Genomic DNA, 19492 nt, shown 5'->3' with positions numbered 1-19492 from the left:
CTTCGGGAAATCGCATGGATGTGCTGAGTCTCAACGAAATTGTCGGTGGCGGGGCTTCGAGCCGCTCGGCTTCACGCGTTGCGCAGGGCCACTAGGCCCGGAACAAGGTGGTGCACCAGCGGCCTACGGAAATCCCGGAGAGAGCCACGATGTCGCCTGGTTTCACCACGCCGCGCTCAAGCTGGATACCGAATGAGATCATCTGGTCAGCCGCACCCATATGCCCGTGATCCGGGGAGATGACCGCGTTGGTGTGCTCGGGTGGAATGCCGAAGGACTCCGCGACCTCTTGGATGCTCGCCGCGGTGTCGTTGAAGTAGATGAGGTGGTCGATCTCCTCGCGGCCGATTCCGGCGCGGCGGCAGGTCCGGTCGATCACTTCGCTGAGCCCATCGTAGCGCCTCTGCAGGTACCGGGATAGCTCCTCGCCGTCCTCGCCGAAGTGCATGCGCAAGGCGTCGTATCCGCCAAGGGCCTCCCTGCTCGTCCAGCCTGCCGGCGGCAGCGGATTGACGGCACCGCCGTATTCCACGCGGAGCAGCTCTCCGTGCTCGGGCTCGGTGAATTGCTCCGTGGCCAGCCAGCGGTTCGCTTTGTGGTCGCGTTCCAGAACGACCGCCACCGCGGCGTCGCTGAGCGGGGCACCGACGGTGTTCATCCGGTTGCGGTGGAACTCGCTGACCCGGCTCACCGCGACGAACAAGGCGGTGTTGATTTCCGGCTGCATGGTCATCGCAGCCGCCACGTAGTAAAAACCGTGTACTCCTGCACCGCATCCCTCGGTCAGCATGAGGGTCTGCGTCTGCTGGATCTTGAGCTCTCGAGCGAGGGCGACGGAGCCGTCCCAGTACAGGTACTCCGGTACGTCCGGGCAGGCGAGGACGACGAGGTCGACGGTGTCAGCGCTGATTCCCAGCCGGTCCAATGCTTGGGATGCTGCCTTCCCGGCAAGATGGGTCGTCTGTACGTCGTCGTCGGCCCGGTGGTATGTGCGAAACCCCCACTTCACCACGCGCTCCGGGTGACTGGTGTATCGGCCTGCGGTCCCCTCGACGTCCTGGTCTCGCCCGAAGGTGTAACCGAAGGCCGATATGCCGAAGTTGGCGGATGGGCTCACGACACAATCTCCTTTTCGGTCATCATCGGGCGAGGCGCGATGCGAGGTCATCCGCGGCCGCGGCGAGGTCGGACTCAAGGAGCACAGCGAGATTGTATTCCGTTCCCCACTGCTCCTTTGCGAGGCGATTCATGCGAAGCGCGAGAATCGAATGCCCCCCGCAGTCAACGAAATTGTCCTCCAGTGTCACGTCCGGCTCGTCCAGGAGGTAGGTCGCCCACTCAATTGTCATCTCCTGGATAGTATCCTCGATCATTTCTGTCATTTCTGTGTTTCCTTTTCTTCCTTCCAGATCCGGGCGGCCGCGTTGCGGTCGACCTTGCCGTTGACGGTGCGGGGAATCTCCGGGAGGTGGTGGTAGCCGGACGGGCGCATGTAGCTCGGCAGTTGGGAAGCGACGTGTTCCCGCAGCGCCCGCCGGGAGACCGTGGCGGCGGGGTCCTCGGTCGCGTACGCGCACACCAGCCGCGTGTCGTCCATGTCGTACTGGTGCATCCACACGACTGCATCGAGGACCGCCTCGTGTGACCGGACCGCTGACTCGACGTCGCCGAGTTCGATGCGATAACCCCGCAGCTTGATCTGGGTGTCCTCCCGTCCGTAAAAGACGAGGGTTCCGTCCGAGCGCCGGCTGACGACGTCACCGGTCCGGTAGTAGCGTCGCACTTCGCCGTCGGGACCGCGCATGGCGCGGAACCGCTCGGCGGTCAGTTCCGGCAGGTTGACGTATCCCTCGCTCAGCTGGGGGCCAGCCAGCCACAGAATTCCGCGCTCGTCCGTCCGAGCTTCCTGGTTGTCCGAGGTCAGCACCCGATGCGTGACGTCGGGCAGCGGCCGCCCGATGACGGACTCTGTCCCTGCGATGTCGTCGCCGGTCATGACGCGGTACACGGAATGTACGGCTGTTTCGGTGATCCCGTACAGGTTGACCAGGGCCGGCCGGTCGAGGCCGTGGTGCTCGGCCCAGGGACGCAGGACTTCCGGGGCGAGTTTCTCGCCGGCGAGGAAGACGTATCGCAGGAGGGGAAGTTTCGCGCCTGTTTGTCGGGCAGCAGCGGACAGCGACGCGAAAGCGGTGGGTGTTTGGTTCAGCACGGAGATGGCTTCGTCCTCGAGGGCCTGCAGCGTCTCCTCGGGTGAGCGGGTGGCCGAGTGCGGCAGGACGACCAGGGCCCCGCCAGTGGTGAGAGCTCCCCACATCTCCCAGACCGAGAAGTCGAAGGAGAGGGAGTGAAAGAGCAACCAGCGATCGGCAACCGAGAACGAGAACAGTCCCGCAGCACCGTTCAGCAAGGTCATCACCGCGCCGTGGGTGATGGGAACCCCTTTCGGCTGTCCCGTCGTACCGGAGGTGTAGATGACGTACGCAGTGGTCCCGGGTGTGGCAAGATCGGCCGTCGGCGGCAACGCGGACGGCTTCGCGTCCCGCAGCTCCGCGATTTCGTCGGGGCCGATGAGAGCTACCCCGTCATCGAGTGCGCTCTGCGCGGAGCCGATGAGGGCTGCGGCACCGCTGTCCCTCAGGATGGATTCGTTGCGCGCTTGCGGCGTCCGCACGGCGAGCGGCAAGTAGGCGCCGCCGGCGCGTAGGACAGCCAGAATCGACACGATCGCCGTGGCCCCGGCCGGTAGCTGGACGGCCACCCGGTCGCCGGGCCGTACGCCACGTTCGTGCAGGAGTGTGCACACCGCGGCGGACCAGGTGTCCAGCTGTCCGTAGGACAGTTCCTCATCATCGGCGACCACCGCGATGCGGTCGCTGTTCTGCGCGGCGCATCGGGCGAACGCCGCCACCAGGGTAGGAACAACGTGCGTGGCCTCCGGCTCGGCCGGGTCTTCTGCGCCTGCTGTGTCTTCATGGAGCTGAGGATTCATTGACATGCTTGCCTTCCGGTTCACGTGCTGTGTGGCTTGAGGCGGACGTACGCATCGCCGATCGTTCCCGAGTGGTGCGACTGCCTCTGACCGGTCAGGGTTGGAGACGAACGCACTGCCAGACGTGGCCGGTTCGTTCGTAGCGGAGCCGGCGATGCAGCCGGTCCGGCCTGGCGCTCCAGAACTCCACCTCGGCCGGCTCGAGCAGATAACCGACGAAGCGTTCCGGCCGGGGCAAGGCAACTCCGGGCGTCCCCAGGCGCAGTGCTTCGGAGCGCAGACCCTCCACGTCGCCCAGTGGTTCGCTTTGCCGGGACGCAGTGGTCATGGCGTGGAGGGCGACAGGGCGGGCCTCCCACAGCGCGTCGCACTCCGCGTCGTGGATCCGTCGGACCGCGCCGGAGAGCAGCAACTGCCGGGAGATCTCCCGCCAGTAGAAGGCGGCGGAGGCCCAGCCGTTCGCGGCCAGGTCACGAGCCTTCAGACTCGTCGTATGGCTGGTGAAGAGCAGGCCGCGCGCCGACAACTCGATGACCGTGACGATGCGGTTGGACACCCGTCCGCGATCGTCAGCGGTGGCGAGGGCAATCGACCGGGGTTCGCGGGCGCCGTGCTGTTCCGCGTCTGCCAGCCACCGCTGGGCAAGGTCGTGAGGCTCGGGGGGAGGGGCGTCGTACTCCGGGAAGGGGGATTCGACCGTTCCGGTCAGCGACTCGTACCGGCTGCTGAGCAGAGGGTCCGCAGGTGCCGGTGTGCCGTGGCCGTCAGGCATGGAGCTCACCCCGGCCGGCGACGACCCCGTACCCTCCGACGTGCACTTCCTCGAGTGACTGCGCGTTCCCGTACGCCGCTGCCCACATGGGGGAGGGTCGGCCTACCTCGACACCCTGAACGATGCGTATCTCCTGGCCGAAGCGGGCAAGCCCATGCCGGGCCAGATGGATAGCGAGTGGCCCGGCGGCGGACCCGGTGGCCGCATCCTCGACGACGCCGTACGCAGGGGAGAACATCCGTGTGCGCCACTCGTCGCCTTCGCCTGCGAAGCAGTTGATCGCCACGTCCTCGAATGCCGCGAGCGCACGGTGGTCCGGGTCCAGGTGGGAAAGTGCTGCCACGCTGTCCAGGCCCACGAAGACGTGCCGAGGACCGTTGTGGTAAATGTCCACCGGGATGGCGGAGGCCTCCACACCCAGTGCCACGCAGACTTCCGCAGCATACTCGTACGGTTCCCAGGTCGGGATCGGGTGGCGCATCAGCACGAAGCGGGACCCGTCGGCGTAGGTCAACCGGGACGGGACAACGCCCATCTGGGTCTCCACGCGCAGGTCGTCCTTCTCTAGGGCCTCACTGAGCGCGATGGCCGTACCCAGCATCGGGTGGCCGGCGAAGGGCAATTCGTTCACCGGAGTGAAGATGCGGATTCGTGCGTCTGCCTCTCCCTCGGCCGGGAGTACGAAGGTAGTTTCGGAGAGATTCATCTCCCTCGCGATGAGCTGCATCGTGTCGGTGCTCAGGTCAGAGCACTTGAAGAACACAGCGACCGGATTTCCCTCGAGCGGGGCGCGGGAAAACGCGTCGACGAGCGTGTACTTGTGCATGGAGCTACTCCGTAGGCTTCCTGTGCGTGGGATTGCATTGGCTGCCAACGCGGGGTGGCGAGGGGCGGCCTGCCGTGACCGGAAGCGTCCTGGACCGCCGCCGGTGCGGCGCGTCCCCGAGGGATGGCGATCCGGCGTGCTCCGTGAGCCGTAGCGTGGTTATCGGCCCATCGCCTGGCGGATGGCTGCTGCTGTGATGAGCGGTCCGTTGCGGGTGAACACGGACTCAGCGTGGAACTGCATGCTTGAGAAGTGGTCTCCCCGCAGGGCGAATACTTCGTCGCTGTCCGTGTTCCTGCTGACTTGCACGGGCCCGCTATCGTCCGACAGCAACTTGTCTTCCTTACTGAGGGCCACATATGTGTTGTAGAAGCCCACCGAGTGGCGCTCGCCGAAGAGCTCGATCTCCCGCTGTACGCCCTGGTTGGGGGTCTCTCTGCGTGTCAACTCGAGTCCCAGGCACAGGCTGAGGACCTGGTGACTCAGGCATACGGCCACGAACGGCCGCCGTTCGGCGAGCAGTGCGCCGATGTCCCGATGGAGGCGTGCGATACGCGGATCGTCCAAGTCCCTTGGATCGCCCGGGCCCGGCCCCATGACGACGACGTCGTGGCTGTCGAACGCGTAGGCCTCGTCAAAGCGCCGGACATCGATCTCCAACCCCAGCGATGAGATCTGCTGGGCCATCATTGAGGTGAAAGTGTCCTCCGCATCGATGATCAGCGCCCGGAGACCGATGAGGTCATCCTGCTGATCCCTGCGCGTGCTGGGCGCCCGCAGCCAGAAGTCCCCGATCCGAGTGTTCCGGGCGGCGAGGGCGGCGCGGATCTCCGGATGGTCGTCGAGGGGGACATCGTCCTTCTCTGTAAACGCGGCAAGCAGACCGGCCGCCTTGGCTCGCGTCTCGCCGACTTCGGAGTCCGGGACGGAGTGACGTACGAGCGTGGCACCGACGTCGAGGCGCATCTGCCCTTCCGGAGCGATCTGCGCGGTCCTGATCAGCAAGGCCGAGTCAAGTGCGCGATTCCCGCGGGCGTCGTGCCCGATCAGTGCCGCGATTCCGCTGTAATAGCCGCGGCCGTCAGGCTCGTATTGGGCGATGACGCGGGTCGCATTCTCCAGTGGGCTGCCCACGACAGTCGGGGCGAACATCGTCTCCCGCAGGATCTCCCGAACGTCCCGGTTGGTCTTCCCCTCGATAAAGTACTCGGTATGCGCAACCCGCGACATCCTCTTCAGGTACGGACCGAGGACAAATCCCCCATCCGGGCAGACGCGCGACATGATCTTCAGTTCCTCGTCGAGCACCATGTACAGCTCGTCGGATTCCTTGGTGTCGGCGAGGAAATCCGTGACCCCCCGCAGGGTGGGGCCGCCCGGAGGGTAGGAGTAGGTGCCGCTGATGGGATTCATCACGGCCGTTCCGGCATCCACCGAGATGTGGCGCTCCGGGGTGGCGCCGACGAGCGTGTGTGTGCCTGTGTGGACGACGAACGTCCAGTACGCGTTCGCCTCCTGCTCCAGGAGAAGCCGGAAGAGGGACAGCGCGGTCCTGGGCGAGTAGTCGCTGATATCGGCTCGGAACGACCTCCTAATGACGAAGTTGGAGCCCTCGCCGGTTCCGATCTCTTCGGACATGATCTGACGGACGAGTTCGGCATACTCCTCGTCGGTCGTGTCGAATTCCCCACCGGTGAAGGAAACGGAGGCGGAGGGGACACGTTGGAACACGTCCTTCAGCGGCACGCTTGCCTGGTCGGTGATGTTCATCGCGACGAGGGGGGTCCCGTCGTCCGGGGCGGTGAAGCCACGTTCGACGAGCTGCCGATACGGCACGAGCAACAAGACGTCGTGCGTGACTCCAGTCCCGTTCCCCTTACTTGACCGGGCGAGCGGTACCTCGGAGAGCGTCTCGACGGTGGACATCTCCCCGACGAGGACGTCCACAGTGCCGGGCAGGGGGGACTCCGCGCGGTGGAGGACGGCGAAAGGGGGCAATTCCGGCTCGCTCAGCAGTCGCTCCAGGAACTCCACGGGCTGGGCGCTCATGCTAAAACCTCCTCTGCCGGCAGGACCACCGCGCACCGGCGCGCCGAATAATCCAGCGCCAGCTTGTGGTCCGCCTCAGAGAAGTCACCGAGCGCTTCGGCGGGCAGGAAGGGCTGAAGATCGTGAGTGAATGCGTCCAAAGCGGTGGCAAGCACGCCGATGTGCGCGTAAACGCCTGCGATTATCAGCTGGTCACGACCGGATGCGCGCATCCGGTCAAGCAGATCGGAGCGGAAGAACGCACTGTAGCGGAGCTTCACGAACTGCCAGTCGCCCGGCTTCGGGGTGAGTGAGGGGACGACGGAGCGCTCCGTGTCGCTTCGGCGCATCCCGGGCCCCCAGAAATCGCGAAGGAGCCCGCGCTGCTCCGCGGTCATGTCGCCGGGCTGAGCTGTATAGGCGACCGGAACGTTCTGCGCGTCGGCCTTCTCCCGCAAGTCAGCAACAGTGCCGACTAGTTCGTCGCGGAATCCGGCCTCGAAGGGCGCAAGGAAATACTGCTGCATGTCGTGGATGAGCAGAACCGCACGTTCCGGATCCGGTCTCCAGGAAGCGGTGTTGGGGGGTAGGGCCGCCCGTGACGGCAAGGGATAGGGGGTGATGGTCGGGAGGCCGGCCGTCATGGGAGGTATGACCTTTCGGTGTCGGGGAGCGGGCAAGTCGAGTACCCCGGGCGGTCTGAAAGTGCGTGCGGACCACGACCGCGCTGACAGTGGCTCTCCGTCCACGCGGATTTCCTTCTGATATCGCGGAGGGATACGACGACGGGAGGCGGCGGGGCCCCGCAAGTGCGCGAGGGCCATGCGGTGGGTGCTGATCGCAGGAGGATGGGGGCTTGTCCGGCCGGACGGGCGGGGACGGCGAAGGGAGTTCACCGCCGGCGTGGTCTCGCATTCCTCGGCCGGGCGGCTGCTGCGGAAGGCGGACCGGCAGTCAGTCCGCGGGAACTCCCGCACGCTTGATACGTGGCGGATCAATCCCCAGCGCATGGTACTGGCGGATGGGGTTCATGAACTCGCGATGCTCTTTGATCCTTCCGTCGGACAGGAGAAACGAGTGGATGAAGTGGTTCTCGTAAATTGCCTCTGGATAGCCCGGGAACAGGATCTTGCCCCGACCGCCGCATTCCACCCAGAATCGGTTCGGGTCCTGCGTCTCGAATACCTGCACGTCCGTCCACTCCCAGTCCGGAAGGACCTTCAGCGACCACTCTCCGTGTGCCGCGAGCTTCTCCCGGCCGGTGAAGATGATCGGCTCCCCGCTGTCGGTGGTGTACAGACCGGCCGATCCGTCATCGGTGAACAGATGGTGGCGTTCCAGGCGCAGTTCACCCTTGATGCAGTCCATGTATTTCGCAACGGTTTCCCGGTTGTGACTCCGAAGGTCGAGGTCCTGGTCGAATGCTGACGTACCTGCCATGGTCACTGCTCCAAACGGTCGTTGGATGTTCCGGCTCCCTTCGGGAGGCCGGGCGGACGGTGTGCTCCGGTCATAGGCCGAGCGCCTGCGCCCCTCCGGCGTCACTGCCGCTGTCAGCAAGCCGGGCCAGCACCGGCACGAGGGTGGCGGGGGGTGGCATGGTGTCGATCTCTGCGCGGACTTCCGCAGCGGCGGCCGACATGGCCGTGCTGTGCATGACGTGCTCGATGACCTTCTGGTCGACGTCTTCCGGCTGGGCCGCTACGGCAACCCCTCGGGCGTGCAGGGCATCAGCGTTGTCGCGGCGGTCCACACCGTCGGGGAGGACGAGTTGAGTGGTGCCGGCGGCCAGCGCCGACATGGCAGTTCCGCCTCCCCCGTGGTGGATCAACGTCGTGCAGGTGGGGAGGAGTTCGGACAGCGGGGCCCAGCCGGCCGGGACCACGTTGGGGGGCAGTTCCCCCAGTACATCGAGGTCAACATCACCGAGTGCCAGGACGAATTCGGCGTCGATGGCTGCGGCAGACCCGAGAAGAGCGTGCAGCGCCTGCAGTCCCCCCGTCTTCACCGACACGGTGCCCAGCGTGATCGCGACGCGTGGGCGGTGGCGGTCCGGTTGGCGCAGCCAGGCGGGAAGCACAGTGCCGCCGCTGTAGGCCACATAGCGCATCGAGCGGCCGTCGGGCGGACCGTCGAGCATGCTGGGTGGCGCGACATCCAGGTTCAGCAGTGCCGGAAGGTCACCCGTCGCGTGTTCTGTGAAGACCGGCACCAGTCGCGCATGCAACTCCTGTGCGAGGCCGGTCGTCCGACCGAGGCCGACGCCCAGTGACACTGCCGGAACACGGGTAGCAGCGGCAGCAACCAGTGCGGCGGCGTTGTTCGCAGGCGCGATGATGATGTCGGGTGCCCAGGAGCGGGCCAGCCCCACCGTCTGGACAACGATGGTGCGGGTGACCTCGGCATAGAGCTCTGCCGACTCGTCCAGCCCACGTACTTCTCCACCTGGCCGCTGTAGCGCTGCGAGGTCCGGTCGGCGTTCCGCGGCCTCGATGTAGAAGGAGAGCGAGTCGCGCCCCGGAGCCAGATCGACGACCGGCAGACCGGCCTCGCTGACAGCCAGGCCATCGCCGGTAGTCGCGACGAGCACGTCGTGGCCGGCCCCGCGGAAGGCCCACGCGAGCGGGACCACGGGGAATGCTTGTCCCACACCGGTGAACGGAAGGAAGAGCGCACGCATGTGTCCCCAAAACTAGACGTGGATACCGGGAATCAGTCGGGTACAGCACGGTCGGCGGCCTACCGCATGTGGGGGCGGCGCCACATGCTGTCCCGTTCCCTTCCTGGTGGTGTTCCCAGCGTTTCAGTACTGGAACTACCGGAAGCGCTTGGTTGCGAATGGCGCGATCGGACCAGAATGATCAAGAGCGGCAACTGCGGGATCTACTTGATGTCGTGGTGAGTTGACGCAATCTTTACAGAGAATCGGAAAACTTGTCGAGGGACACGACCGGACGTCTGCAACCGTCATGCCAGACGGGGGCGGAGCTTGCTGTCCAACTGCATTTCAGCAGCGCTTGGACAGTAGGGTCGGACCGTGGCGCCTTGCCGTGATCACTCACTACAGGTTTCCACGGCTCGCCCTCCGAACCGGGCCTGCCCCATAACGATGAAAGAGGTTCAGTGCTCAACGACTGCAGGGACTGAGCCCTTTTCATCGTGCTTCGTGTAGTTGAAGGACCAGCACAGCGCGGGCGATGTCGGTGGCGCGGTGCGGACAGCACCGCAGGCGGCGCAGGATCCGCCAGTTCTTGAGCTGGGCCATGGCCCGCTCGCCCGGGCTGCGAAGGCGGGCGTGGGTGCGGTTGGCCTCCTTCTTCCACTCCGGCTTGTCACGTCCTTCGAACGGAGTGAGCACCGCCGGCGAACAGCCCGCATACCCCTGGTCCCCCAGCCCGAACAGGCCGGCGGCGGCGATGCGGTCGCCGATGCGCCACACGCGGGCGGCGCGGGTGTCGTGCACGGCGCCCGGCAGCGCGCCGGAGACCCACACCGGATCGCCGGTGGGATCGGCGACGACCCGGGTGTTTATCCCGTGGTGGCGGTGCTTGCCGGAGTAGAAGGGCCGATCGGCGGCCAGGCGGTCGCAGGCGATGAGCGTTCCGTCGAGGATCACGTGATCCCAGCCCTGTTTGCGGATGCGGCGCAGTCCGTGCTCCAGGCCCGGGGCCTGGTCGGCGAGCAGACGGGTGGTCTCGCGGACGTAGCGCAAGGCGGTGGTGGTCCCGACGCCGAATCCGGCCCCGATCTCGGCGAAGGTCTCGCCTTTGCGCAGGTGGACCAGCACGAGCAGGGCCTGCTGGGCCGCATCCGAGCGGCGCCACCGAGAACGGGCCTCCCGGCGGTGGTTGCGGATGGTGCGGGCGGCGAGGTTCAGCGTCCGGCGTGACAACGGCAGGCAGGCGCGGTAGAACAGCATCGGAGTCCCTGGTGACGGTTTTCTTGGTCGTTAACTCACTTACCAGGGACTTCTTTGTGTCAGGGGCGGTTTCGCCGGGCCGGTACGGGGCTGTGACCTGGACACTCAGGATGAAATCAGCTCACTGTGTCGAAACCGTATTGCCGGTGCGTCGCTCCCTCTGCTACCGGCACTGCCTGCCGCATTTCGGGAGGTCACAACGGCGGAACCTCTAGCTCCGGATAACCCGAGCAGAAGCAGTGGCGACCCCTGAACCAGATTGTCGGCCGGTAGCTGGATGGCGGTCACGCGACAAACACATGCTATAGCACTACGCTGCTTCCTACGGTAGGATCCAACTTGTTCAGATGTGTCGATTCGGTTGCGAATTAGTGAATTTGAGGAGCGAATTGATAAAATTTTACGAGTGAAAGGAATTGACGGGGGTCATCTCCTTGGGAAGAGTGCCTGCTCTCTCGTGGATTCGCCCTGGATGGCGCTACTTATGATTCCTAGGCCACGTTTCTCGAGAACTTGGGGGAATTTTAGTAATGGATCACATGTTGGGAACTGAAACGATCGAAGTGTCGCTTGACAAGGTGTGCGAGGTGGGCTCTCTACGGGATGGTGGCGAGGATCCAGAGCATGTACGCCTGTTGGCGGAGATATTCGATTCGCTGCCACCGATCCTGGTGCATGCTGAAACCATGCAGCTGATAGACGGTGTGCATCGCCTCCGTGCTGCGAAGCTGCGCGGATGTAAAAAAATTAGGGCGAAAGTCTTCAAAGGGACTGAATCCGAAGCGTTCGTGTTTGCCGTCTGGACAAACGTGTCGCATGGACTGCCGTTGTCCCTGGAGGAGCGCAAGGCTGCCTGCTTGCGCATCATCGATATACATCCAGATTGGGCGGATCGGCGCATCTCGCGTGTGGCCGGAATCAGTCCTAAAACAGTGGGTAACCTTCGCCGGGCGAAGGGTGGTGACCCGGGCAGTCGCGTGGGACAGGACGGGCGCGTACGACCAGTGAATTCCTCTGTGGGGCGGCAGCGTGCTGCTGAGCTCATCCAGGCGAACCCTGAGCAGTCCCTTCGGCAGGTGGCGCGTGCCTCGGGAGTTTCCCCGGAAACTGTGCGGGACGTGCGGCGTCGGCTGTTATTTAATGAGGCACCGGTTCCAGTCGGAGCGGCGGATGAGCGTCAAGCGGATGCGTTGAAAGAGAGCCAGGGACAGCACAACTGGCGTAGGGCCATGCGCACGCTCCGGTCTGATCCGGCAATGCGCTACAGCGAGCACGGTAGGCTCCTGCTACGGATCCTCAGCTTGCATGACGTGGAAGACGAGGAATGGCAAAAAATTCTGCATGCCGTGCCGGAATATGCTCGCCCGATGCTTGGCCAGGCAGCCCAGGGCTGTGTTTCGTTGTGGACGTCCACGGTCCGCAGGATCGAGAATGACGAGGAGGATGTGAAATCTGCCTGACCGAGTGTGCGGTGGCGGGCGCGGTTGGCCGTGGTGGCGGGCACCTCCAGCAGGGTGCCGTCCAGTGCGCACACGAGGAGGCCGCGGAAGCGGTGGGTGGACCACGAGCCGGGCGGGCAGGAGGCGTCTCGGCGCTGCTCGTGTCTCCGGGGTTCGGTGAGGGCGGCGTCGACCAGCTCGCAGGGCATGATCTGGATGAGCTCTCCCAGGTGGCCGGGGGCGAAGATGTCGGCGGCGGTGGGGATGGGGCGGGGCGGGGCACAATTGCTGGGCAAGGGGCTCCTTGGGTGCAGTCGTGGTGAGAGAGACGACCGTTGTACCAAGGGCCCCTTCTGCATGCGGGCAGGGTTGACCTACGAACTGATCCCTTAACTGAACGGCATTGGGCCTAGGCCCTGTTTAAGAAGGTGTCGCTGCGAGGTCGCGCAGCCAGATGTCGATCACGGCGACCTGGATCGTGGCCTCGTAGCGCAGGGCGAGCTTGTCGAAGCGGGTGGCCACAGCACGGAACTGCTTGAGCCGCCCGATCCCGCACTCCACCACGTGGCGCTGCTTATACGCCTGTCGGTCCACCCTCGGCGGCCGGCCGCCCGCCGACCCCTTCGCCTTGCGATGGCACCGCTGGTCGCGGGGCTCGGCGATGGTCGCCGGGATCTTGCGCCGCCGCAGGTAGGCCCGGTTGGCCCGCGAGGAGTAGGCCTTGTCGGCCAACACCCGCTCGGGCCGAATACGCGGGCGCCCCGGCCCGGAGCGGGCCACACGGATGCGCTCCAGAACCCGCGCGAACTTCGGGCTGTCACCGCGCTGGCCCGCCGTCAATACCACCGACAGCGGTTTGCGGTGCTGCTCTCCGGCCAGGTGGAGCTTGGTGGAGAACCCGCCGCGCGAACGCCCCAGCGCGTGGTCGCCGGGTTCGTCGCCGGGCGGCTCGGCCTGGCGGCCGGGACGGCGGCGCGCCCCGGCGGCGTGGGGGTGGGCACGGCAGGTGGTGGAGTCGACCGCGACCGTCCAGCCGATGAGCCCGGCGGCATCGGTCCAGGCCCGCAGCTTGGCCGCGATCAGCGCCCAGATCCCGGCGCGCTGCCAGCTCCGCAGCAGATGGTAGACCGACTGCCAATGGCCGTAGCGTTCGGGCACGTCGCGCCAGGGCACACCGGCGCGGGTGCGCCAGCGGATGCCGTCCAGCAGTTGGCGCCGCGTCCATGTCGGCGGCCTCCCGCCTGCGGGTCGCGGGGGCAGCAGCGGTTTCAGGGCCCGCCACTGCTTGTCGGTCAGGTCTTTACGTCCTCCGATCGGTACCCTGGCCACCGAGGTCTCCGTGTAGATGGGCTGCTTGGTCGTTGCTCCATTTACCGGAGACCTCGCTTGTGCGCAGTCCCGACATGCCGGGCAAGCCCGATCAACCAGGGCTTCTTAAACAGGGCCTAGACCTGGCCGACCTGCGCTCCAATCCCCAGTGCCGGGAGTACGGGAGGTGCGGCGGACTCTATGTCCGCTATGGCAAGTCCTCCCGAGGTGGGGTCTCCAAACGCCAGGCCGTGCTCACCGTCCCCCGAGATGGACTGGATCGTCGACGTCCTAGACCACTACATCCAAGAAGTCCGCCCGCTGTTCGGCCCGGGGAAGATCCCGGCCTTGTGGGTCACCGAGCGCCGCAGCCGGCTCTCCCGCCTCTCGGCCAGCGATGCCTTCGAGACCGCACGGCAACTGGCCGGCCTCCCCGGTGAACTCGATCTGCACGCACTGCGCCACAGCTACGTCACCCATCTGGTCGAGTTCGACTACCCCGAAAGGTTCGTCTCCGAGCAGGTGGGACACTCCTACGCCAGCACGACCGCGATCTACGCCGGCGTTTTCCGACGCCTACCGCAACCGCCTGCTGGAACGCTCCCTCAAGGAGCGCCACGGCGAGCTGTGGGGAGCAGCGACATGAACAAGAAGATGGGCTACCGCTGGCACCTGCGCCGGCTCATGGCCGCCAAGGAGATACTCCAGACCACTGACCTGGTCCCCCTGCTGGCCGACCGCGGTATCAACCTCTCCCGCGAACAGATCTTCCGCCTGGTCACTCAGCTCCCTCAGCGCCTCTCGATGGACGTGCTCGCGGACCTGTGCGACATCCTCGACTGCACTCCCAACGACCTCATCGAGGTCGAAGCCGTCAACCAGCAGGTCAGCAAGGACGCTACGACCGGAAACGGGCCTCCCGCGCCCGGGGCCCGGCGCACTACTATCCGCCGGTCCGAAGGGCTCTGACCGTGACGAAATAGGAGGACACCGCCGCCGTCCTGGCCGCTATCACCGGCCGCCTGAGCGCGCTGCTCCCGCAGGCCACCCCGCCTTCGTTGGCCCAGATCGTGGCAGCGTTGAGGCTCCGCCCGGGGCAGGCCCGAGAACTGAGCGATCACCTCGCCGACCACGAAGACGCCCTTAGCTCCGGCGACAGCGGCGGGCCCGCAGCTCACCTGCGGCTGCTCGACCTCCTGGCCGCCGAGCACCCCGAAGTCGCGCGTGCCCGATGCGCTGGCTGCGGCAGGCAGCAGAGGCTGCGCTATGGAGGCCTGGGAGCTTCCCCCCTGAGTAGTGGACATCTCCGCCAATGGAAACCGAGGAGGAGTCCACCCCCATGGCCATGAAGCACTACCCGGCCGAGTTCAAGGCCGACGCGGTCGCGCTGTACCGCTCCCGCCCCGGCGCCACCTTCGCCGAGATCGCCGATGAGTTGGGCGTCAACCGCGAGACGCTGCGCAGCTGGATCCGCAAGGACGACGCCGAACGAGCACCAGCACCGGCCCAGCGCCGCCCGGCAGCCGATGCGTCCGCGGGCGAGCCGCTGGAGCAGGAGAACAAGCGGCTGCGCGCCCAGGTCGCCGAGCTGTGGAGAAGGAACGCGAGATCCTGCGCAAGGCGGCCGCCTATTTCGCGGGAGAGATGAAGCAGTGAGCCGCTTCTGCTTCATCCAGGACCACGCCGGCGCCTACGGCGCCAAGCGGCTGTGCACGGTGCTGGGCATGGCCCGCTCCTCCTACTACGCCTGGAGGAAGAGTCGCCCCGCGCGCGAGGAACGGGCAGCCCGGGACGCGGAGCTGACCGCCCGGAGCGCCCATCGCTCACAGCCGCTCCGGGACTGGGCACGGGCGGTGGGAAGCCCGCTCGCTCAAGGCCTTGGCCATGCCCGATGACCTCGGCGGTCTCCACCTGCCCTGCCAGGCTCGCCCTGCGGGTGCACCGCCGACGCAAGCAGACCGGAAAGCGCGAGAACAGAGAGACGGTGTACGCGGTCACCAGTGCCGACGCCCACCAGGCCACGGCCGGGGAATTGGCCCGCTGGGTGCGGGGACACTGGATCGTGGAGAACTCCAGCCACCACATCAGGGACGTGACCTTCGGCGAGGATGCCTCCACGGTCCATGCCGGCAGTGCGCCGCGCGTGATGGCCACAGTGCGCAACCTGGCCATCGGGGCCCTCAAGACCCTCAAGGTCGACAACATCGCCAAGACCACCCGCGCGATCCGGGACGACCCGGCCCGAGCACTACCGATCTACGGAATCACCTCGGATCGGACACTTCAAAAACTTGAAAGAGCCCTGCCGCGGCTCCCTACCGCGACGGCCTCGGATTCGGCCAGCCAATCGGTGTAGCGGACCGCTCGGTGCTCTACCCTTCGCGGTCGCTGTGATGGACCAGTCCGGTGACGTCCTGGCCGACCCGTTGCCGCGCCCACAGCCCCATGTCGAGGGCATCGATCGCGAGGCCGGTGAGCAATGATATGGACACCTGCCAGCCGAGGATCATCCGGCTGAACACGTCCAAGACGAACGCGACGTAGGTCCAGCCGGCGTGCGTCCTGGCATAGGCCAAATCCGCCACCCACAATTGTTTCGGTCCGGTCGCGGCGAGCTTCCGCTTCACCAGGTCCTCGGGCTGCCCGGTTCCAGCGTCGCCGGTCGTGGTGCGGCAGGTCTTGCCCCGCGCGATCCCGCGCCGCATCTGGGCGCGCATCAGCCACTTCACGGTGCAGCGGGCGACCTTCACGCCTGCACGGTTGAGCTCGGCGTAGATCTTGCTGGCGCCGTAGACGTCGAGGTTGGCCTTGTGGGCGACCCTGATGCCGGTGGCCAGTTCGGCGTCGCGGATCGCGCGCGCCGACGGCGGCCGGTCCTGGCCGCGTAGTAGCTGCTCGGGGCGATCTGCACGCCAGCCTTCTTCAGCACAGCACAGATCGGCTCGATCCCGACCCGGCGCCCGTCGACCTCCTCGTGGAGATGGGCGTCGATGTAGGCCACTACCCGCTGGTGGGGCGGTCGAGCTCCGCCGCGAAAAAGCCGCCGACGTCTTCAGGTGGTGGTTCGCCCGCTGCAGCTCGCGGACCTCCTGCTCCTGCTTGGCGATCCGCTCCGCCTCCGCGGTCGGGGTTCCCGATCGCAGACCACCATCGATCTCAGCCTGGCGAACCCAGCCTCGCAGGGTCTCCGGGTGCACGCCGAGTTGCTCAGCCACTCGAGCAATCGCGCCCTGCTTCGTCGCCAGATCCGCCCGCAGCTCCACCGCCATCCGGGTAGCCCGCTTACGCAGCTCATCGGGGTACTTCCCGGATGCTGCCATGACTCTCATCCTCCATGGATTGAAAGCCTCCACCAAACCCCGGGCGATTCAACTGCAATGCAGAGCGGCGCCCTGCTCCGGGACCGGTCGGGGTCCCGGAGCAGGGCGCCTGCCCTCTTTCGTGCCTTGCCGACCACCACGAGCCACGTGGGCAAGTGCTGCTGCGTCCAGGGAACAGCGTCAGCCGACGGGGGGGATGGAGAGGGCGTGCCGGAACGTGTTCAGCGGGTCCCACCGCGCCTTGACCCGCTGCAGACGCGGATAGTTGTCCTTGTAGTACAGGTAATGCCACGGGACGCCGGAGGTGTTCCACTCCGGATCCATGAAGTCGGCATCCGGGTAGTTGATGTACGACCCGTCGTTGATCTCGCCGGGAACCGGAACGCCTCCGGTGTCAGCGTAGACGTCGGCGTAGAACCGGCGCAGCCAGTCGATGTTCTTGCCGTCGTCCTTCGGGGCCGGCCAGGCGGCTGTGTAGACGACCTTCAGGATCGAGTCACGCTGCGACAGGGCGGTGGCTTCCGGTTCGATCGCGTTCACCCTGCCACCGTAGGAGTTGAGCCAGACACCGGCCAGGTCGATCTCCGCCGGCGGTTCCACGAGGTAGTCGTAGAGTGTGTCCACCTGCTCCGAGGTGAACGGCTTCCGCAAGTAGGCGGCTTTGCCCTTATACCGGTCGTACTCGGGAATGCGCTGCATCTCACCGTCGACCACGGGGGGAACCATAGTGTAGAGCCAGGGTTGGGGCGACGTGATGAAGCGGGCGCCGCTGAGACCATTGTCGACCGCGTCGAGGAACTCGGACATCATCGACTGGGCGCCGGGCAAGCTGCCGTCGACCAGCCCGACGAGCGTCAGGCCCATCGCGTCGCTGCGTTCCGCCCGGCCGGGCAGCATGAGTATCGAGGACAACGCCGTGTACGGGCTGTCGGGGGCGCTGTGCTTTTGATGCCATTCACCGTGATTGCGCAGCAAGGTCTGGAAGGCATCGCGGCTCATCTTTTCCCACGGCCAGGCGAGCACTCCACTGATCATCGTGGCCGGGGGGCGGGGAAGCAGGCTCTCGGGCGTCCCCGGGGTGCGCATCCAATAGCGCGTGACGACACCGAAGTTGCCGCCTCCTCCCCCGGTGTGCCCCCACCACAAGTCGTGGTGGGGGTCCTGCGGATCCCGCGTGGCCTCCACGACTCTCGCCTCACCGTGTTCATCGACGACCACGACCTCCACGCCCAGCAGATGGTCCACCGTGGACCCGTGACGGCGTGATAGGCCGCCGTAGCCGCCTCCCTGGATGTGGCCTCCCGCGCAGACGGTGTGACCCCAGCCGCCGGGAATGGTCACACCCCAGTTGAGGTACAGCTGCCGGTAGACGTCCCCCAGAGTGGCGCCGGCCTCGATTGCGAACGCATTCCGCTCGGAGTCGAAGTAGACCGAGTTCATGGCGCACATGTCGATCACTGTGCCGCCCCTCGCCTCACCGACCGAGTTTTCCATCGAGTGCCCGCCGCTGCGGACCGCTATGCGGTCGCCTGCGCGGACCGCTGCGTTGACGGCGTCGACGACGTGCTCAGTGTTCCGGACGACCTGGAAGCAGCGTGGGCGGTGCTCGAAACGTTCGTTCCGACGCCGCAAGGCGAGGTCCTCGTAGCGGGGATCACCCTGCAGAACACTGGTCGGCAAGGCCGACTCAGCTGCGGTACTGGGCTGTTGCGTCGTGTCCTTGGTCAACCTAGGTGTTCCTTCCTCATACCTCGGTCGCCGCTTGTCCGCCGTTGTCGTGCCGCGTCGCTGTGGCGACGGGTCACCGTTGGCGTGCGACCTGGGAGGCGATGTATTCGACGTGGTCGAAGTCGGTCATGTCGAGGACCTGCAGATAGACGCGTCGGGCGCCGGCCTCTCCCCAGCGGCCCAGGGCGTCGACCGCCTCGGCAGGGGTGCCGGCGACGCCGATCTCGCGGAGAACAGCCGGATCGAAACCTGTGGCGGCGGCACGTCGGGCGACAGTGGCCTCGTCGGGACCGACGCAGACCGGGAGCACCGCAGACAGACGCAGGCTCCTCGGGTCGCGGCCGATACTTGTGCACGCCTCTGCGACCCTCTGGTACTGCCCAGCGGCGTCTTTCGGGGTGCCGAACGGCAGGTTGTACTCGTTGGCGAAGCGGGCGGCGAGGTCAGGCGTCCGCCGCTTCCCCGTGCCCCCGACGATGACCGGAGGGTGGGGGGACTGCACGGGCTTCGCAAGCGCAGGCGAGTCCGTGAGCGTGTAGTGCTTACCGTTGAAGGAGTACGGCCCCTCGGACGTCCACAGGCCGGTGATAATCGCGAGTTGCTCGGCCAGCTTGTCGAACCGCTCGTTAATGCTCGGGTAGGGGATGCCGTAACTGGTGTGCTCCGCTTCGTACCAGCCGGTTCCGAGGCCGATCTCGACGCGCCCTCCCGACATCTGATCCACGTTGGCGACCGTAATGGCCAGCGGGCCCGGATGGCGAAATGTGGCGGACGTGACCAGCGTGCCGAGTCGAATGCGCGTTGTTTCCCGAGCCAATCCGGCCAGACTGATCCATGAATCGGTCGGACTTGATGCCGGAGCGACCTCGCCCAAGTGCTGGTAATGGTCGGAGCGGAAGAATCCTTCGAATCCTGCATCCTCGGCGCACCGAGCCAGACTGAGCAGTCCCGAGTATTCCGCACCCTGTTGGGGTTCTGTCGTTATAAACAATTCCACGGGGCCAAGCTTAGCTCGGGTCCACGGATGAGACGAGTGTCCGTCCTTCACCGCGGAGTCCCGCTCAGTGCCGATGTCAGCGCTCTGTCCGAATGCGGCTGGTAATCGGTTAGACAGCCCGTCGACGAGGATCTGTTGGCCGTCGGTGCTGCTGCTGCGCAGG

19 protein-coding genes are annotated in these 19492 nt (G+C 66.1%); 5 read left to right on the top strand and 14 right to left on the bottom strand.

Annotated features, from left to right (window positions below):
* Positions 1-91: 91 nt before the first annotated feature.
* From HNR25_RS26110 to HNR25_RS18660, 10 genes are all read right to left on the bottom strand, one after another.
* Positions 92-1117: a 3-oxoacyl-ACP synthase III family protein gene (locus HNR25_RS26110; protein WP_312862623.1), complete on the bottom strand. Its 1026-nt coding sequence runs from the start codon at positions 1115-1117 to the stop codon at positions 92-94.
* Between the two features lie 22 nt (positions 1118-1139).
* Positions 1140-1382 carry a phosphopantetheine-binding protein gene (locus tag HNR25_RS18700; protein ID WP_184637209.1) on the bottom strand — a complete coding sequence of 81 codons (243 nt, stop codon included), beginning with the start codon at positions 1380-1382 and terminating at the stop codon, positions 1140-1142.
* Positions 1379-2992 carry an amino acid adenylation domain-containing protein gene (locus tag HNR25_RS18695; RefSeq protein ID WP_184637207.1) on the bottom strand — a complete coding sequence of 538 codons (1614 nt, stop codon included), beginning with the start codon at positions 2990-2992 and terminating at the stop codon, positions 1379-1381. The genes HNR25_RS18700 and HNR25_RS18695 overlap by 4 nt, the downstream gene beginning before the upstream one ends.
* Positions 2993-3086: 94 nt before the next feature.
* Positions 3087-3764 carry a phenazine biosynthesis FMN-dependent oxidase PhzG gene (phzG, locus tag HNR25_RS18690; RefSeq protein ID WP_184637205.1) on the bottom strand — a complete coding sequence of 226 codons (678 nt, stop codon included), beginning with the start codon at positions 3762-3764 and terminating at the stop codon, positions 3087-3089.
* Positions 3757-4590 carry a PhzF family protein gene (locus HNR25_RS18685; RefSeq protein WP_184637203.1) on the bottom strand — a complete coding sequence of 278 codons (834 nt, stop codon included), beginning with the start codon at positions 4588-4590 and terminating at the stop codon, positions 3757-3759. The genes phzG and HNR25_RS18685 overlap by 8 nt, the downstream gene beginning before the upstream one ends.
* Positions 4591-4749: 159 nt before the next feature.
* Entirely contained in the window at positions 4750-6639 is a 1890-nt protein-coding gene (locus tag HNR25_RS18680; protein WP_184637201.1) for an anthranilate synthase family protein, read from the bottom strand.
* Positions 6636-7262, bottom strand: a complete 627-nt coding sequence (locus HNR25_RS18675; RefSeq protein WP_184637199.1) for an isochorismatase family protein — start codon at positions 7260-7262, stop codon at positions 6636-6638. The genes HNR25_RS18680 and HNR25_RS18675 overlap by 4 nt, the downstream gene beginning before the upstream one ends.
* Before the next feature lie 310 nt (positions 7263-7572).
* On the bottom strand, positions 7573-8058 hold the full coding sequence (locus HNR25_RS18670; RefSeq protein ID WP_184637197.1) for a PhzA/PhzB family protein: 486 nt from the start codon (positions 8056-8058) through the stop codon (positions 7573-7575).
* 70 nt (positions 8059-8128) lie between these two features.
* Positions 8129-9298: a nucleotide disphospho-sugar-binding domain-containing protein gene (locus tag HNR25_RS18665; protein ID WP_184637195.1), complete on the bottom strand. Its 1170-nt coding sequence runs from the start codon at positions 9296-9298 to the stop codon at positions 8129-8131.
* Between the two features lie 474 nt (positions 9299-9772).
* The gene (locus tag HNR25_RS18660; RefSeq protein ID WP_184634254.1) at positions 9773-10537 is read right to left on the bottom strand and encodes a transposase family protein; all 765 of its coding nucleotides are present in this window, start codon (positions 10535-10537) and stop codon (positions 9773-9775) included.
* Positions 10538-11067: 530 nt separating this feature from the next.
* Here HNR25_RS18660 and HNR25_RS18655 point away from each other — a divergent pair.
* Positions 11068-11997, top strand: a complete 930-nt coding sequence (locus tag HNR25_RS18655) for a ParB/RepB/Spo0J family partition protein (protein WP_184637193.1) — start codon at positions 11068-11070, stop codon at positions 11995-11997.
* A gap of 399 nt (positions 11998-12396) precedes the next feature.
* On the opposite strand, the gene HNR25_RS18650 is transcribed toward HNR25_RS18655, so the two are convergent.
* Entirely contained in the window at positions 12397-13305 is a 909-nt protein-coding gene (locus tag HNR25_RS18650; RefSeq protein ID WP_184637191.1) for an IS5 family transposase, read from the bottom strand.
* A gap of 249 nt (positions 13306-13554) precedes the next feature.
* Here HNR25_RS18650 and HNR25_RS25425 point away from each other — a divergent pair, with 249 nt between their 5' ends.
* The 4 genes from HNR25_RS25425 to HNR25_RS18625 all read left to right on the top strand — a co-directional run bounded on the left by HNR25_RS25425 (position 13555) and on the right by HNR25_RS18625 (position 15640).
* Positions 13555-14253, top strand: coding sequence for a helix-turn-helix domain-containing protein (locus tag HNR25_RS25425; protein WP_221457719.1), 699 nt, complete (start codon positions 13555-13557; stop codon positions 14251-14253).
* A gap of 343 nt (positions 14254-14596) precedes the next feature.
* Entirely contained in the window at positions 14597-14932 is a 336-nt protein-coding gene (locus tag HNR25_RS18635; protein WP_184637187.1) for a transposase, read from the top strand.
* A gap of 4 nt (positions 14933-14936) precedes the next feature.
* Positions 14937-15179 (top strand): hypothetical protein, encoded by a 243-nt coding sequence (locus tag HNR25_RS18630; protein ID WP_184637185.1) that lies wholly within the window; start codon positions 14937-14939, stop codon positions 15177-15179.
* Positions 15176-15640 carry a transposase gene (locus tag HNR25_RS18625; RefSeq protein ID WP_221457717.1) on the top strand — a complete coding sequence of 155 codons (465 nt, stop codon included), beginning with the start codon at positions 15176-15178 and terminating at the stop codon, positions 15638-15640. The genes HNR25_RS18630 and HNR25_RS18625 overlap by 4 nt, the downstream gene beginning before the upstream one ends.
* A gap of 16 nt (positions 15641-15656) precedes the next feature.
* Here the strand turns inward: HNR25_RS18625 and HNR25_RS18620 are convergent, their stop codons facing one another.
* From HNR25_RS18620 to HNR25_RS18610, 3 genes are all read right to left on the bottom strand, one after another.
* On the bottom strand, positions 15657-16604 hold the full coding sequence (locus tag HNR25_RS18620; RefSeq protein WP_184637183.1) for a DDE-type integrase/transposase/recombinase: 948 nt from the start codon (positions 16602-16604) through the stop codon (positions 15657-15659).
* 180 nt (positions 16605-16784) lie between these two features.
* The gene (locus tag HNR25_RS18615) at positions 16785-18332 is read right to left on the bottom strand and encodes an FAD-binding oxidoreductase (protein ID WP_246463749.1); all 1548 of its coding nucleotides are present in this window, start codon (positions 18330-18332) and stop codon (positions 16785-16787) included.
* 73 nt (positions 18333-18405) lie between these two features.
* Entirely contained in the window at positions 18406-19329 is a 924-nt protein-coding gene (locus HNR25_RS18610; protein WP_184637181.1) for an LLM class F420-dependent oxidoreductase, read from the bottom strand.
* Between the last annotated feature and the right edge of the window lie 163 nt (positions 19330-19492).

This window comes from Streptomonospora salina (assembly GCF_014204715.1).
In the GTDB taxonomy this organism is placed as follows: Bacteria; Actinomycetota; Actinomycetes; order Streptosporangiales; family Streptosporangiaceae; genus Streptomonospora; species Streptomonospora salina.
This window is presented reverse-complemented; position numbering and strand designations above follow the sequence as displayed.